The sequence below is a fragment of the Vibrio sp. 10N.286.49.E11 genome (genome assembly GCF_041469505.1).
GTDB lineage: Bacteria > Pseudomonadota > Gammaproteobacteria > Enterobacterales > Vibrionaceae > Vibrio > Vibrio crassostreae_C.
Window position 1 is genome coordinate 16821 of the sequence record NZ_JBFRKQ010000044.1, and the last position, 16247, is coordinate 33067.

Sequence of the window (16247 nt, forward strand, 5' to 3'; positions counted from 1 at the left end):
ACGTTAGATTCTTATTCTACTAATTCGTTTTGACTATCAGCTTGTTCTTTTTGTTGCATTCGGCATTCGTGGTCAATGCGCAGCAGCATTGATACTGCCACAGACATAACAATTAAACTCGAACCACCATAACTGATTAGCGGTAGGGTTAGACCTTTGGTCGGAACGATGCCAGATGCAGCACCTACGTTAACAAGCGTCTGAAACGCAAACCAAATACCAATACCAAAAGCCAGATAGCCGCTGAACACTTGATCGTGTTCAAAGGCTTTTTTACCTATCAGAATGGCTTTTAACACCAAGCTGAAGATCAACATTAATACTAAGGTAACACCGACAAAGCCAAGCTCTTCAGCCAACACAGCAAATACAAAATCGGTATGCGCTTCTGGTAAGTATTCGAGTTTTTGAATCGAGTTACCAAGCCCTTGCCCCATCCAATCACCACGGCCAAACGCCATCAATGACTGAGTTAACTGGTAACCACTGCCGAACGGGTCGTTCCAAGGTTCCCAGAATGAGGTAACACGTCGAACACGATAAGGTTCTATAACAATCAAACCGACGACCGCGGCAATACCTGCCACCATCAAGGCGATAAACTGTGAAAGCTTGGCACCAGCAATGAATAGCATGCCGAACAGGGTCACTAGCATTACGACCACAGTACCTAAATCGGGCTGGCCTAGCAGCAGCACGGCAAAAGCGCCGAATACCATGATCGGTTTACCAAAACCACCGAAGAAGGTTTTTCTCACTTCATCTTGCTTCCGAACCAAGTAGCCCGCCATAAAGATAAACAGCGATAACTTGGCGACTTCAGCGGGTTGTAAGTTAAATAGCCCTAATGGGATCCAACGCGATGCGCCGTTAACCGACTTACCGACGGCTAATACCACAATCAGCAAGAAGAAGGACAAGCCCAGTAGATACATACTGTATTGAAACCAGCGTTGCATCGGGATTTGCAATATGACGCTAGAGACACCTAACGCCAATACAAGGAAGATGGCATGACGGAACATAAAGTGAAACGGCTGATCGGTTAAACGAGCACTGATGGGGAACGAAGCAGACGTCACCATCACCAAACCTGTCAGCATTAGCCCAAGAGCAATCCACACCAATTGACGATCGTAAAGCGCCTCGGGAGTAGCACGGTTTAGCCACTGCCAGATGGATTGATTAATCTCTTTGACTCTTTGCACTGAATGTTAGTCCTTCAACACGTTAAGCATACTCATGAGCAAGCTCAGTGAACGCATCACCTCTTGCCATGAAATTATTAAATTGATCGAAGCTTGCGCACGCCGGAGACAGCATCACCATATCTCCAGCCACCAGCTGTGGCGAGATAGATTCGATTATCTGCTGCATGGTATCGAACTTTTGTGCCGATGGGTGCAGAGGCATGAATTGCTCTGCATCTTCACCGAAACAACACAGCTGAACACGCTCAAGTTGCGCCAATACGGGTTCAAGCTCACTAAAGTCAGCACCTTTACCAACGCCGCCAACCAAAAGATATAACGTACCTTGATACTCCAACCCAGACAGGGCTGCCAATGTGCTGGCTACATTCGTTGCTTTGGAGTCATTAACCCATTTGATTTCGCGCTTGTCAGCCACGACTTGGCAACGATGCGTCAAACCGTTATAGGCCTTCAAAGCCTCAAGACTTTTGCTGTAGTCGATACCAACTTGCTTCAATAGTGCAAGTGAGACTAACGCATTCGCCACATTGTGACGTCCAACCAATGTTAAATCTTGGGTAGCAAGGACAGGTTTACCGTGATCGACTAGCCACTCAGTACTATCAATCATTGATACACCAAACTCTTGGTTATCTAGGCCAAAAGTCAACAATGGCATTGTCTGGTCAGGGTAAGTATCTTTGTCTTCACGATTAACAATCGCACACTGCGCGTTATTAAAGATTCTTAACTTGGCCTCACGGTAATCAGCCATGCCTTGATAGCGATCCATATGATCTTCAGACAGATTTAAGAATGCCGCAGCGGCAAGCTTTAAATTCGATGTAGTTTCTAGCTGAAAACTCGAAAGTTCAAGGACATATAAATCTGCATCAAGTTCTAGAAGGTCTAGGGCAGGAATGCCAATATTGCCGCCAACGCCAACATTAAGCCCTGCAGCCTTAGCAAGCACACCAGTCAGATCAGTCACGGTACTCTTACCGTTTGAACCAGTAATCGCCACAACAGGCTTATCTACAGCCCAACCAAACAGCTCGATGTCGCCAACGACAGGCGTACCCGCTTGAATCACATCTTGAATTTCAGGCGTCGCTAAAGCAATGCCTGGGTTAGCAACCACCAGATTAGCCTCAGCTAGCCATTGGCCATTCCAGCTTCCAGAATGCAGCTCTACCGACTCAGGCAAAGATTCCTTTCCTGGCGGTAGATCTCGCGTATCAATGACCTTCACATGCGTATGAGGTTGATATTTTACGAGATGTTTAACGACAGAGAGCCCGGTAATACCGAGCCCCACAACCACTACATTTTGAATATTTTGCCAACGTTCCATTTAAACAAGATGCTCTTAATAGTTTTAAAGAGCCTCTAATACAGAGGCTCGCATAGGATTAACGAACTTTCAGTGTCGCTAGGCCAATCAGTACCAATACCATTGAGATGATCCAAAAGCGCACGATAACACGCGGTTCTGGCCAGCCTTTCAGCTCATAGTGGTGGTGAATCGGTGCCATACGGAAAATACGCTGGCCACGTAATTTGTAAGAGCCCACCTGCAGGATTACTGACAAGGTCTCCATTACAAACACCCCCCCCATGATCACTAGTACCAACTCTTGACGAACGAGTACCGCAATCACACCTAACGCACCACCCAGTGCTAGAGAGCCAACATCGCCCATGAATACTTGTGCTGGGTAAGTGTTAAACCATAGGAAGCCAAGGCCTGCACCAACGATAGCAGTACATACCACCACCAGTTCAGAGGTGTATGGGATGTATGGAATGTGTAGGTATGCTGCAAAGTTAACGTTACCTGTCGCCCAAGCGATAACAGCAAAACCCGCAGCAACCATAACCGTTGGCATAATCGCCAAGCCATCTAGGCCATCAGTTAGGTTTACCGCGTTACTGGTACCCACAATAACAAAGTAAGTTAGAACAATGTACAGTAAACCAAGTTGTGGCATCACATCTTTAAAGAAAGGCACCACTAATTGTGTCGCAGCAGTGTCTTGCCCATGAGCATACAGAGCAAACGCCACAACCAATGCAATAGCCGATTGCCAGAAGTACTTCCAACGCGCAATCAAGCCATCAGTGTTCTTACGAACGACTTTACGATAATCATCAACAAAACCAACTGCACCGTAACCGCCTAGCACGACAAGTACGGCCCAAACGTAAGGGTTTGATAAGTCAGCCCAAAGTAAGACCGTAATGATGATCGCAGCAAGGATCATCACACCACCCATGGTTGGTGTACCACGCTTACTGAAGTGAGATTCTGGGCCGTCATTACGAACAACTTGGCCAATTTGCAGCATTTGCAGACGCTCAATTAAACGAGGTCCCATCCACAGCGACAGACATAAAGCCGTCAAAATGCTCGCGATTGCACGAAACGATAAGTATTCGAACAAACGGAAAAAAGAAAAGTGTGGCTGTAGTAGCTCTGCAAGCCAAATTATCATGAAAAGTTCTCCTTTAAAGCAGCGGCTATTTTACTCATTCCTGCACTATTGGCGCCTTTTACCAACAAGGTATGTGGCGCGTTTTCTGGCAAGCTCAAGTGCTGCTCTATGTGCGCGATCATCGCTTCATGCGTTGCAAAGTGAGTGCCGTTACACACTTCACTAATCACCTTGGTATCATCACCGTAAGTGAGTACATGCTCAAAAGCGAATGGGGCAGCATATTCACCGACTTGACGGTGAAGTGCAAGGCTTTCATCGCCTAATTCAGCCATATTGCCTAAAATCAACCAACGCTGACCTTTGAAGCTCGACAACAATTTAGCTGCCGCCTTCATTGCCGGTACGCTGGCGTTGTAACTGTCATCTATCAGCTTGATATTCTGACTTAATTGTTGAACCTCAACTCGGCCTTTAACTGAGATAAGATTCGCTAAACCGCTTTTTATTTCTGCAAGCGTGGCACCGAATTGAATGCTCAGTGCAGCTGCCGCTAATGCGTTTGCTACATTGTGCTGACCAATAATGCCAAGTTCGACATCGATAGCGCCTTGCGGGGTCTGCATATCAAAGCAAGCTTCACCCTGCTCGTTGATGCGAATATTCGTCGAAAAGTAATCCGCCGTGTCATCACTTTCAGAAAAGGTCAGTACGTTTTTGTCTGCAAGCACATCTTTCCAGAAGTCACCACCATTGCTCTCTAGGTTAACAATAGCAGTATCACCAGCAGCAAGCCCCTGAAAAATTTCGCCTTTCGCTTGTTTAACACCATCAATTGAGCCAAAGCCCTCTAGATGCGCGGCAGCAACGTTATTCACTAAGGCCACCTGTGGTTTCACAAGCTGCGTGGTATAGGCAATTTCACCAATGTGGTTCGCGCCCAGTTCTATCACGGCATAGTCGTCATTGGGTTCACTGCGCAGCAAGGTTAGTGGTACTCCAATATCATTATTGAAGTTACCCGCTGTAAACAGCACTTTGCCACGTTGTTGTAGAATACTCGCGACCATCTCTTTGACAGTCGTTTTGCCACAGCTTCCTGTTATCGCCATGGTTGGCACGTTACATTGTTTGTGGATCCAAGCACTTAGCTGACCTAAAGCAAGTTTAGTGTCTTCAACAACAACTTGAGTAATATTTAGGTCAAGTTTTCGTTGAACTAATAACGCACTCGCATTGGCCTCAACAGCCTGACCACAAAAATCATGCGCATCAAAACGTTCACCTACAAGAGCAACAAACAGTGCACCTTCTTCAACGGTGCGAGTATCGGTAGAAACCGCATTGATCAAACTATTGCTCGATTTGCCAGCCTCTATCAGCTGACCGTACACCGCTGAGCAGATCTGCTCGAGTGATACATCAATCATTATGAAATACCTAAAAGTTGTAGTGCTGACTCTCGATCCGAATAGTGGATCGTTTTGTCTTTCAATACTTGGTAATCCTCATGGCCTTTACCTGCCAGAAGAATAATGTCGTTATTACCCGCCTGCTCTAGAGCAAACTTAACCGCCTGAAAGCGATCGTGTTCAACAAAGGCGACTTCAGGCTCACTTAAACCTGCCAGCATGTCTTTAACAATCAATGCCGGGTCTTCACTGCGAGGGTTGTCATCTGAAATAATAATGTTATCGGCGAACTGCTCTGCGGTAACCGCCATCATAGGGCGCTTGCCTGTATCTCGATCACCACCGCAGCCAAAGATTGCCCATAGCTTTCCAGAGCAATGTACACGTAGTGCTGCCAATGCTTTCTCTAATGCGTCAGGTGTATGCGCGTAGTCGACAACCACTTTCGCTTTGTTTGGTACTTGGAACAATTCCATACGGCCAATCACAGGTTGCAATTGAGGTGCTGTGTCGATCAAGGTTTGCTTGTCGATGCCTAGTACAAGTAGGGTCGCGAAAGCAACCAATACATTTGATGCGTTGAACTGGCCAATTAAAGGAACAGACAGTTGTCCCTGCCCCCAGCTACCATCAAAAGCGAGTTTGATACCCGTCTCTGCATAAGCAACATCCGATGCCCATACTGACTGCTGGTAGCCCGATAACGGAAGCAATGACACAGCTACTGCATTGGACAGATCAGCCATCCAAGCTTTACCGACTTCATCATCAACATTAATCACAGCGTGCTTACACTTATGCTGAGTAAACAAGCTCTTCTTAGCCAGAGCGTACTCTTGCATCGTGCCGTGGTAATCCAAGTGGTCACGGCTCAAGTTAGTAAATACACCAGCCTCAAAATCCAATGCCTTAACTCGGCCTTGAACCAAACCATGAGACGAGATTTCCATCGCGGTATAAACAGCGTTTTCTTCAGCCAACTCACTCAGCGTACGTTGTATTTCAATCGCACTACCGGTCGTATTCGCCGCCGTTTTAAGGTTGTCTAGAAAACCGTTACCCGTGGTGCCCATTACCGCAGAGCGTTGGCCGACTAAATCTAGCCACTGAGCAATCAATTGGGTGATAGTGGTTTTGCCATTGGTGCCGGTAACACCAATCAGCTTAGTCGCCTGAGACGAGTAAACACGACCGGCCAACTCAGATAACACCAAGTTAAGGTCTTTAATGTAAACAACCGGAACAGCATCCAACCACTCAATCAGACCATGGGCCTTTTCAGCATCAGCTTGTGCGATAACGGCATTGGCTCCCTGTGAGACTGCTTTGTCAATGAAACGACGGCCATCAACAGCATGCCCAACTACAGCAACAAAAATATCGCCGTCTTTGATGGCACGACTATCCAACTCCAACTGTTCAACGGCAATCGCATCCAGCTCAGGTGAACTAAAGTCACCCCAAGGAGAAAGTAAAGATGACAGCGTGAGGCTATTACTCATATTGAATCCTGATTGGCTCTATTCTTGAAACTTGTTTTCATCAGCAGGGACATTCAGAATTTGCAGTGCGCCCTTCATGATTTCAGAAAAAACAGGGGCTGCGACCGAGCCACCATAGTAGAGGTCACCTTGAGGTTCATTGATCATCACAACCAAAGAGACTCTTGGGTCACTCACTGGAGCAACACCTGCGGTATAGGCGAAGTACTCGTCTCCATAACCACCGGAAATCGCTTTTCTAGATGTACCTGTTTTTGCTGCTACTCGGTAACCCGGCACGGCAGCTCTTGTCGCTGTACCGCCCTTTTGGGTTACGCCTTCTAGCATGTTCAAAACCAACTCAGCATTTTCGCGCTTGATGATCTGTTTTGAGAAATCTTGGTCGTTGCTTTTAACGATATGGATAGGTTCGTAAACACCGTGATTCGCTAACGTCGCATAGGCATGAGCCAATTGCAGCGGAGTAATCGCTAGACCATAACCAAAGGATAAGGTAGCGATTTCAAACTTAGACCAGCGTCGACGGTTCGGGAAAATACCCGCGGTCTCACCGACTAGATTCAGCCCAGACATCTCGCCAAGACCAACAGAACTGTACATGCCCAGTAGCGCTTCAAGTGGCATATCCAGTGCTAACTTCGCCACACCGATGTTACTCGACTTCTTAAGGATTAACGCCAAGTCTGCCTTACCAACTTTGGAAGTATCACGTACACGGCTACCACCGATTTGCATGATGCCGTTACCCGTATCAATTACAGTATCAGCATCCGCGGTACCATTTTCGAGAGCGGCAAGAACAACAAACGGCTTAACCGTCGAACCTGGCTCAAAAGCATCGGTGATCACGCGGTTACGCATCTTAAAGCTTTGTAAATCAGCACGATTGTTTGGGTTGTAAGACGGTGCGTTAACCATGGCCAAAACCGCACCCGTTTTTACGTCTAATAAGATGGCAGATCCAGACGTCGCCTTGTGATCGGCTACCGCCTGTTTAATCGCTCGATAAGCGATGGCTTGTAAGCGCTGATCGATGGTCAATTCGAGTGGTTTACCTTCTTCACGCTCTTCTAGTGCAATGTTTTCAACTACTCGCCCGTAACGGTCTTTACGGATTGTACGTTTACCTGCTTCACCCGTGAGCCACTTATCGTAGCTGCGCTCGACACCTTCTAGGCCGTGTCCATCAATTCCGGTCACACCAATAAGATGCGCGCTGACTTCACCGGCTGGGTAATAACGACGTGATTCTGCTTTAAGACCAATACCCACCAGCTTTAAGTCGCGGATGTATTTCGCCATTGCTGGGCTAACTTGTCTTTGTAGGTAGATAAAACGACGAGATTTGTCGCTGGAGATCTTGTTGATCATCGATTGTCGATCTAAGCCAAGTACATCAGCTAGCGCATACCAACGATCAATTTGGGCCATGCCATTTTTATCGAAGATGGTTTTCGGGTCAGCCCATACCGCCTCAACAGGCACACTGACGGCAAGTGGTTCGCCATTGCGGTCTGAAATAATACCGCGGGCAGAAGGAATGGCCTTAACACGTACAGAACGAAGGTCGCCCTGACGAATTAAGTTATCTGGTTCAATGACTTGGATGTAAGCCACACGACCTACTAGTACAGAAAAGGCAACCAACACAAAAGCAATAACGACGTTGAAACGCCATTTAATCAGAATTGGATCCGAGTCCTTTTCGCTCTTCACTCGCTCTTTCGTTGGTTTCTTAACGGCTTTCGCGGGGGCTTTTTCCTTTTTTCCAGTCATTTCAGTGTGATCACAACTTCTTTGTCGGAGTCTGGACGTTTCATGTCTAGCTCTCGTTTTGCCGATGCTTGAACGCGGCTATGTTCAGCCAGAGCCGTCTCTTCAAGCATTAAATTTCGCCATTCATTATCAAGCTGTTCACGCTCACTCAATGCCATGTCTTTTTGCGTGATTGCCTGACGTGACATGTGTGTCGTGAGAACGACCCCCATCGCGCTCGCGAAGATACAGATAAGCAGCACCAATGGGACTTTACCCACGGAGATCAAATCAAAAAATATTATCTTGGCTAAGTTAGGTTTGGAGGTCTTCATTGACTATAGCTTTTCTGCGATTCGTAATACTGAGCTACGCGAACGAGTATTCTCATCCACTTCATCTTTAGAAGGCTTGATCGCTTTACCAACAGGCTTAAGATCAGCACTGCCTAGCGCTTTGATCTGCTCTTCTGTTAGTGGCAGGCCATGTGGTACTTGCGGACCTTGGCTCTCTTTACGGATAAAGCGCTTCACCATGCGGTCTTCAAGAGAGTGAAAGCTAATAACAGACAAACGGCCTTGAGGAGCAAGAATGCTTGCTGCGCCTTTCAGGGCTGTATCGATCTCTTCAAGTTCACTGTTGATGTAGATACGGAAGGCTTGGAAAGCACGTGTTGCTGGGTGCTTTTTCTCTTTGAAGCTTTTTGGAGCTACATCCGAGATAAGCTTAGCCAACTGACCGGTACGCGTTAGTGGTTCGTTCTCTTCATTCTCTTGATAAGCAATGATACCTTTCGCGATACGACGAGCATGTTTGTCTTCACCGAACTCACGGATAACCCATGTGATGTCATCAAGATCGGCTTCAACTAACCACTGAGAGACAGGAATACCAGTTGTTGGGTCCATACGCATATCAAGCGGGCCGTCTTTCATGAAGCTAAAACCACGCTCAGCGTCATCTAGCTGTGGTGAAGAAACACCTAGATCCAGTAACACACCATCCACTTGACCGACTAAGTCATAACGCTCTGCATATTCAGCCATACCTGAGAACGGGCCGTGAATAATCGTAAAACGAGGGTCATCAATCTTTTGCGCTTCTGCAATCGCTTGTGGATCGCGGTCAATACTAAAGAGTCGTCCATTCTCGCCCAGTTTAGACAGGATTGTACGGCTGTGACCACCACGGCCAAAAGTACCATCGATGTAGGTACCGTCAGGTTTGATCGCAAGTCCGTCAATAGATTCGTTAAGCAATACTGAAATATGTTTGAATGCTTCTGTCATAGTCTTCTCAGTGAGTGGATTGAGCCATTAGTTCGGCAATAATTTGTTCTATTAACGTTTTAGTGTACTGATTTCACGCCGTATCTCCACCATATTGTGTATAGGCTTTGGGAATTTTTGACCCAAGCTCATATCAGGGTGAAGGATTCTAAGGAAATCTAAATAATTTACGTCAATATAAAGCAAAAAACCCATCACTACCGTTAAGTAATGATGGGTTCTTTATATAGGTGGAGTTGACACATACGCCGGGTTCTGTTCCGCTTGCGCGGCGGTAACCATTCGTCTAGGCCTGCAATCGCTCACAGGCTCAAGCAATCTACCCGCCCCCATACGCGAGCAACGCAATGTGAGGGCCTATTTGATCTTGCTCCGGGTGGAGTTTACCTTGCTACGAACTGTTGCCAGTCGCACGGTGCGCTCTTACCGCACCCTTTCAGCCTTACCTGTGCCCCTTCCGAAGAAATGAGGCCATCGGCGGTCTTCTCTCTGCTGCACTTGTCGTGGGCTCGCGCCCCCCAGACGTTATCTGGCACCCTGCTCTATGGAGCCCGGACGTTCCTCCCCTCTACCAGTCTCCCGAAGGACTTCAACGTCAGTTTCCCGAAGGACCTCAACGTCAGTCTCCCGAAGGACATCAGCAAAGCAGCGATTACCCGTTCAACTCCGAGGGCGGATTGTATAGAGATTAGGGTGCAGTGTCTAGCGAGATCACAAATATGGTGCAAACCTCTAAGCAACTGCGTGAATTTTACACAATTCAGACAAAAAAAGAGGAATAACGGCAATACCATCACTCCTCACAAGCTTTTCAATACAGGTTAGCTACTCTATAAAGAGGTTTCTAGTGGTCTAGATGCTCTAGGCCCCATTTGTATAACGCGTTCTTTTTCAGATTGTAGATTTCTGCCGTCATCGCCGCCGCTTTTTTAAGAGGCAGCTCTTTGGTTAGAATGCCTAGTGTGCGAGTCGCTTCGTCTGGCAGTTCTGTGCTCGCTTCTTCACGGTGGCCGTGAATCAGTAACACCATCTCACCGCGTTTACGGTTCGCGTCTTCTTCAATCCACTCAATAAGTTCACCAAGTGGCAGCCCTTGGATGGTTTCGAAGGTTTTGGTTAGCTCACGCGCCAATACAACCTCACGGTCAGGGCCAAGAATCTCGAGCATATCTTGTAGAGAATCTGAAATACGGTGTGGTGATTCATAGAAGATGCATGTGCGCTCTGCCTTTGCGATCTCTAAGAACTTGTCTTTACGACCTTTGCTCTTTGGTGGCAAGAAGCCCTCAAAACTGAAACGATCTGACGGTAAACCAGAAGCACTCAACGCGGTAATCACAGCACAAGCACCAGGAAGTGGCACAACTCTCACACCCGCTTGACGACATTGTGAGACAAGATGGTAACCTGGGTCACTAATTAAAGGAGTACCCGCATCAGAGACTAATGCGATAGACTGACCTTCTAATAATCTTTCGACTAGAACTTGTGCTTTAGTTTGTTCATTATGATCATGTAAAGCGAACGTTCTGGTTGATATATTGAAGTGAGCAAGCAGCTTACCCGTGTGGCGTGTGTCTTCGGCTGCAATAACATCGACACTTGATAAAATTTCAATTGCTCTTTGAGTGATATCTCCCAAATTTCCGATTGGGGTTGGCACAATGTAGAGAGTTGGGCTCTCTGTGAGCAAGGTTTTGTTATCTGTCATTTGTTTACCATCACTTCAACGATTAATATAGATACAAATTTATACGGAATTTAAAGAACTCATGGCAACGATGAACCATAAGAGACTCAGTGTACCACGCTTACTAACTCCAATTGCATTAGCAATTACATTGGCGGCTTGTTCTTCAGGTCCTCAAGCACCAACGAGCGTTGATATTACACTAGATCCAGCGCAATCAACTGAAAGTTACATGATGCAGGCGGATAGTAGCAAAGGAAGTCTACAAAACGACTGGTTAATCATGGCGCTTAAGGCTTCTGTGCAAGTTGGAAAAACCGATCAAGCAACTCTGCTGATTAAACGCTTAGCAAAACAAGAGCTGAGCGAAACGCAACAAGCGGAATGGCAATTAGCGCGCGCTCAACTGCTGGTGAATAACTCGCAGCCTGAACAAGCTTATAGCCAACTGAACTTCCAGCCTTGGTGGAAACTTCCGAACGAGCAGTGGAAAGATTATCACGAGCTACGCGCGAACATTTCTGAAATGCAAAGCGAGTATTTTGAAGCAAGCCGTGAGTTAGTTCTTTATTCAGAATATCTAGACGCTGACGACGAGCTCCAACAGCAAGCTGCTGACCGTATTTGGCAGAACCTAAATAGCTACTCTCAATATGAGATTCTAGAGCTTAAGACGTCGCCTACAGAAGACGTTCTCGCAGGTTGGTTACAGCTGGCGATTTACATGAAGACGCTGAACTCAAACCTTCCAAACCTGCAGGAAACCTTGTCGGATTGGCTAGCAGAGAATCCTCAGCACCCAGCAGCGACATACACACCTCAGGCGATCACTGACGTCTTGGCACTAGAGATCAGCAAGCCAACCAGCACTGCACTGTTGCTGCCGCTAACGGGTAAATACGGTAAGCAAGCACAACTGGTACGTGATGGCTTCATCTTTGCGATGATGAACGACAAAGAACGCGAAGAAGATGCAACGCTGACAGTAATGGATACCAACGTGCAAAGTGCTGCTGAGATTAAAGCGACACTGGAAGAGAACAACGTTGATTTCATTGTGGGCCCGCTGATTAAGAGCAACATAACTAAACTTCAGCAAGCGCAGAAAAACCACGAGAACTCGATTCCAGCTTTAGCTCTGAACATTCCAACGCAACTAGAACCAGATACTAACATTTGTTATCTCGCTCTATCGCCAGAGCAAGAAGTCGCTCAGGCAGCGAAGCACCTATTTGCTCAAGGCTACAAGTACCCGCTTATCCTTGCGCCAAGAGGACGTTTAGGTGAGCGAGTTGAGCAAGCGTTTAAAGAAGAGTGGAAAAAATACAGCAGCAACGATGTTGCTATCAGCTTGTTCTCTGACAAACGCCAACTGCAACGTAATGTGAATCAGGTATTCGGCTTGCAAGAGAGCCAACAGCGTATCGCTCAAATGGACGGATTACTGAACCTAGACCTAGAAACCGAGCCACGCAGCCGTCGTGATATCGATTCTGTCTACATTGTGGCTAAGAACTCAGAGCTAACGCTAATCAAACCCTTCATTGAAGTTGCAATTAACCCTGATGCTAGCCAGCCCGCTCTTTTCTCAAACTCACGCAGCAACAGCGGTGATAAGCAGTATGAAGACCTAACCGGCGTGTTCTACAGCGACATCCCACTATTGGTTGAGAACAAAAACGAGCTTAATAAAGAGCTAAACGACCTATGGCCTGCACACTCAAACGGCCAAAAGCGTCTGCAAGCACTGGGAATGGATGCATACTACCTAATGGATGCACTGCCACAGATGAAAGCCGTACAGGGTTACAGCATTCCAGGTGAAACGGGTGTGCTAACCATCGATAACAACTGTGTGGTTCAACGTGAAATCAGCTGGGCAGAGCATGGGGCTTTTTAGCCGAAAGTTCCTATCCAAACCAACCATCACCCACAAACAAGTGGGTGATAAATACGAGGCCGTGGCAAAATCTTATCTGATTAACCACGGTTTATCGTTAATAGAAGAAAACTTCATAGCAAAATGTGGCGAGATTGATCTTATAATGCGCCATAACAATACGGTTGTGTTTGCTGAGGTAAAATACCGCAAGCAAACCCGCTACGGACATGCCGCTGAAATGGTGACTGCCAAGAAGTCACAGAAACTGCTCAAAACAGCCAATGTTTGGCTTATGCAGCAAGGCTTGTCGGTGCACTCTACAGATTTCAGGTTTGATATTGTTGCCATTGAAGGGCCGAATGACACTATCGACTGGATTCAAAACGCGATTACCCAAGGATAAACATGCTAGACAGCATTAAAGAAAGTTTCACAGAAAGTATTCAAATCCAAATTGCGGCTGCAGAAGCTCTGCCTGACGCAATCACGCATGCCGCTCAAGCAATGGTTGCGACCTTGCTTAACGGAAACAAAATTCTTTGTTGTGGTAATGGTGGTTCGGCGTCGAATGCTCAGCAATTTGTATCGTGCCTACTCAACCGGTTTGAAACAGAGCGCCCTAGCCTTCCAGCAATGGCACTCACAGCAGACAACACCACGCTAACGGCTGTGGCTAACGACTACCACTATGAAGAGATCTTCTCTAAGCAGGTGCGTGCATTCGGTCAAACTGGCGATATTCTGTTGGCTATCTCGACTAGCGGTAACAGCAAGAACATCATCAAGGCAATGGAAGCGGCGGTAACTCGCGACATGACCATCATCGCCTTTACCGGTAAAGATGGTGGTGAGATGGCAGGTTTGCTTGGTGAACACGATGTAGAGATTCGTATCCCGTCACACCGTACAGCGCGCATTCATGAAGTACACATGGTGACACTGCACTGCCTATGTGACCTAATCGATCAAGTACTCTTCCCTGCCCACGAAGAGTGATATACGGAGCATCACAATGAAATCATTAACCTCTATGAGGCTGTTTAAGCTGATTAATGTTTCGCTACTTACACTGTCTCTGTCTGGTTGTGCTGGCATTTTCATTGCTGGTGCTGCAACTACTGCAAACCTAGTCACAGATACGCGAACAACCAAAGAGATTTGGAACGACAACAACATCGAATTTGAAGTTGCAGCGATTACCAATAAACAACCATTCCGTGGCAATGTACGTGTCACCGCAAGCTCATACCGAGGTTCAGTGGTGTTGATGGGGCAAGCAACCACAGATTCAGAACGTCGCGCTTTTGAAAACCAAGCCAAAGAAGTGGCTGGCGTTGAGAGCATCCACAATCAAGTTCGAGTGAAAGAACCTTTGTCTGTAAGTGCTATCAGTAAAGACAGCTGGATTACCACTAAGGTGAAATCAGCTCTGCTTGCGAATGCTGAGCTTAACGGCATCAAAGTAAAAGTGATTACTGAGGATTCAGAAGTATTCCTACTTGGACTCGTGACTAGAGAGCATGCCGATATCGCGACAGAAGTTGCGCGTAACATATCTGGCGTAAAACAGGTTATTCGAGCGTTTGAATACGGTGAAGAAGAGACGGCTGTTAACTAGCCGTAAGCCAGTCAACTAAATGCGATATAGCAGAAAAGAAAAAGCAGCGACGAGTCGCTGCTTTTTTATTTGGTTCGTTATCTAATACCAATCGTAGTAAATAATCTATCATTCTAGCTTGTTAAAAATTTCGATAACTGCGTTAGAATTTTTGATTGTAGAATAACTACTTATCAAAAAATTCCGCCTTGCTCTCAAGCTTTTTTCCTGCGCTATTTCTGATCACTTACTTACTGTGATTGGTATAACTAACGTTATTTGATAACACGAAGGCTTGGGCGACCTTTCGCTGGACGAGGTGGCTCAGGATCTGAGTCTGGCTCTTCAGCATCTACGTCTGCCGTTGCTACGCTCAAAGATGGGCCTTTTTCTGGTTCTTCAAAAGGACTTTCTTCAATCCCTTCTTCAAACGCTTCCATGTAAGCCTCTTCAGGTTCAAACATGGTACCAGCACCATTTTCACGAGCATAAATCGCTTGTACTGCGTAAAGCGGAACGATCACAGAGTGTGGACGACCACTAAAGCGAGCACTAAACGTCACAGCTTCGTTACCCAGTTCAAGTTGTCCAACCGCACGAGGCGCGATGTTCAGAATGATCTGACCATCTTGAACAAACTCTTCTGGAACTCGCACACCCGGTAATGTTGCTTCAACAACAAGGTGTGGAGTTAGTTCGTTATCAACCAGCCACTCATAAAATGCACGAAGCATGTATGGTCGGCGTGGAGTCATATTAGAAATATCCATAAACGCTTAGCGAACGAGTCGCATCTCACGCTCAGCTTCAGTTAGAGAAGCTAGGAATGAATCACGTTCGAATACGCGGTTCATGTAAATCTTAAGCTCTTTAGAACCAGGACCAATTAGTTCGATACCAAGCTCAGGTAAACGCCATAATAGCGGAGCTAGGTAACAATCAATTAGGCTAAACTCTTCGCTCATGAAGTATTCATACTCAGCGAAGATAGGAGCAAGAGTCAGTAGGTCGTTGCGCAGTTTAACGCGAGCTGCTTCAGATTCTTCAGCGTTGCCTTTAACGATCTTCTCTGCAACTGAATACCAGTTACGCTCAATGCGGTACATCATTAGACGGCTGTTACCACGAGCAACCGGGTATACAGGCATCAACGGTGGGTGAGGGAAACGCTCATCTAGGTATTCCATGATGATCTTCGAGTCATATAGAGCAAGCTCACGATCAACAAGAGTAGGTACTGATTTGTACGGGTTCAGTTCAACAAGCTCTGCTGGTAGATTTTTTTCATCAACCAACTCAACTTCAACACTTACGCCTTTTTCAGCAAGAACGATGCGCACCTGATGGCTATACATATCAGAAGCACTTGAGAAAAGAGTCATTACAGAACGTTTATTGGCAGCTACAGCCATGGAGCCCTCCAGTACACTTTAAATAAAAACAATGGAGGCCTAAAGCCTCCATTGAACATTAACATAATTTGGGAATTAGC

General features: G+C 46.5%; 15 protein-coding genes and 1 other RNA gene. 4 read left to right on the forward strand and 12 right to left on the reverse strand.

Annotation, left to right across the window (positions count from 1 at the left end; translation table 11 throughout):
• Window positions 1-11: 11 nt before the first annotated feature.
• From ftsW to rsmI, 10 genes are all read right to left on the reverse strand, one after another.
• Window positions 12-1208, reverse strand: a complete 1197-nt coding sequence (ftsW, locus tag AB4167_RS10235) for a cell division protein FtsW (RefSeq protein WP_065584711.1) — start codon at window positions 1206-1208, stop codon at window positions 12-14.
• A 22-nt stretch (window positions 1209-1230) separates the two neighbouring features.
• Complete coding sequence (gene murD / locus AB4167_RS10240; protein ID WP_372136490.1) at window positions 1231-2547, reverse strand: UDP-N-acetylmuramoyl-L-alanine--D-glutamate ligase; 1317 nt, start codon at window positions 2545-2547, stop codon at window positions 1231-1233.
• 58 nt (window positions 2548-2605) lie between these two features.
• Window positions 2606-3688, reverse strand: coding sequence for a phospho-N-acetylmuramoyl-pentapeptide-transferase (mraY, locus tag AB4167_RS10245; RefSeq protein ID WP_008223690.1), 1083 nt, complete (start codon window positions 3686-3688; stop codon window positions 2606-2608).
• The gene (murF, locus tag AB4167_RS10250) at window positions 3685-5058 is read right to left on the reverse strand and encodes a UDP-N-acetylmuramoyl-tripeptide--D-alanyl-D-alanine ligase (protein WP_017070828.1); all 1374 of its coding nucleotides are present in this window, start codon (window positions 5056-5058) and stop codon (window positions 3685-3687) included. The genes mraY and murF overlap by 4 nt, the downstream gene beginning before the upstream one ends.
• Entirely contained in the window at window positions 5058-6542 is a 1485-nt protein-coding gene (gene murE, locus AB4167_RS10255; protein ID WP_017059282.1) for a UDP-N-acetylmuramoyl-L-alanyl-D-glutamate--2,6-diaminopimelate ligase, read from the reverse strand. Before murE ends, murF begins: the two co-directional genes overlap by 1 nt.
• Window positions 6543-6560: 18 nt before the next feature.
• Entirely contained in the window at window positions 6561-8318 is a 1758-nt protein-coding gene (locus AB4167_RS10260; protein ID WP_008223684.1) for a peptidoglycan glycosyltransferase FtsI, read from the reverse strand.
• Window positions 8315-8632 carry a cell division protein FtsL gene (gene ftsL, locus AB4167_RS10265; protein WP_017062901.1) on the reverse strand — a complete coding sequence of 106 codons (318 nt, stop codon included), beginning with the start codon at window positions 8630-8632 and terminating at the stop codon, window positions 8315-8317. Before ftsL ends, AB4167_RS10260 begins: the two co-directional genes overlap by 4 nt.
• Before the next feature lie 3 nt (window positions 8633-8635).
• Window positions 8636-9586 (reverse strand): 16S rRNA (cytosine(1402)-N(4))-methyltransferase RsmH, encoded by a 951-nt coding sequence (gene rsmH, locus AB4167_RS10270; protein ID WP_017062902.1) that lies wholly within the window; start codon window positions 9584-9586, stop codon window positions 8636-8638.
• A gap of 228 nt (window positions 9587-9814) precedes the next feature.
• Window positions 9815-10254, reverse strand: an RNA gene (rnpB, locus tag AB4167_RS10275) — RNase P RNA component class A.
• Between the two features lie 176 nt (window positions 10255-10430).
• The gene (gene rsmI, locus AB4167_RS10280) at window positions 10431-11297 is read right to left on the reverse strand and encodes a 16S rRNA (cytidine(1402)-2'-O)-methyltransferase (RefSeq protein ID WP_017066241.1); all 867 of its coding nucleotides are present in this window, start codon (window positions 11295-11297) and stop codon (window positions 10431-10433) included.
• A gap of 61 nt (window positions 11298-11358) precedes the next feature.
• Here rsmI and AB4167_RS10285 point away from each other — a divergent pair, with 61 nt between their 5' ends.
• Genes AB4167_RS10285 through AB4167_RS10300 form a run of 4 tightly spaced genes read left to right on the forward strand, consistent with a single transcriptional unit; the run spans window position 11359 to window position 14776 of the window.
• On the forward strand, window positions 11359-13176 hold the full coding sequence (locus AB4167_RS10285; protein WP_136982230.1) for a penicillin-binding protein activator: 1818 nt from the start codon (window positions 11359-11361) through the stop codon (window positions 13174-13176).
• Window positions 13163-13561 carry a YraN family protein gene (locus AB4167_RS10290; protein ID WP_017059277.1) on the forward strand — a complete coding sequence of 133 codons (399 nt, stop codon included), beginning with the start codon at window positions 13163-13165 and terminating at the stop codon, window positions 13559-13561. Before AB4167_RS10285 ends, AB4167_RS10290 begins: the two co-directional genes overlap by 14 nt.
• 2 nt (window positions 13562-13563) lie before the next feature.
• The gene (locus tag AB4167_RS10295) at window positions 13564-14154 is read left to right on the forward strand and encodes a phosphoheptose isomerase (protein ID WP_004729817.1); all 591 of its coding nucleotides are present in this window, start codon (window positions 13564-13566) and stop codon (window positions 14152-14154) included.
• A gap of 16 nt (window positions 14155-14170) precedes the next feature.
• Window positions 14171-14776 (forward strand): BON domain-containing protein, encoded by a 606-nt coding sequence (locus tag AB4167_RS10300; RefSeq protein WP_017062905.1) that lies wholly within the window; start codon window positions 14171-14173, stop codon window positions 14774-14776.
• A gap of 254 nt (window positions 14777-15030) precedes the next feature.
• On the opposite strand, the gene sspB is transcribed toward AB4167_RS10300, so the two are convergent.
• Together sspB and sspA are read right to left on the reverse strand one after the other, a co-directional pair.
• Window positions 15031-15525: a ClpXP protease specificity-enhancing factor gene (sspB, locus tag AB4167_RS10305; protein WP_017072808.1), complete on the reverse strand. Its 495-nt coding sequence runs from the start codon at window positions 15523-15525 to the stop codon at window positions 15031-15033.
• A gap of 6 nt (window positions 15526-15531) precedes the next feature.
• On the reverse strand, window positions 15532-16167 hold the full coding sequence (gene sspA / locus AB4167_RS10310; protein ID WP_009848943.1) for a stringent starvation protein SspA: 636 nt from the start codon (window positions 16165-16167) through the stop codon (window positions 15532-15534).
• Window positions 16168-16247 lie beyond the last annotated feature (80 nt).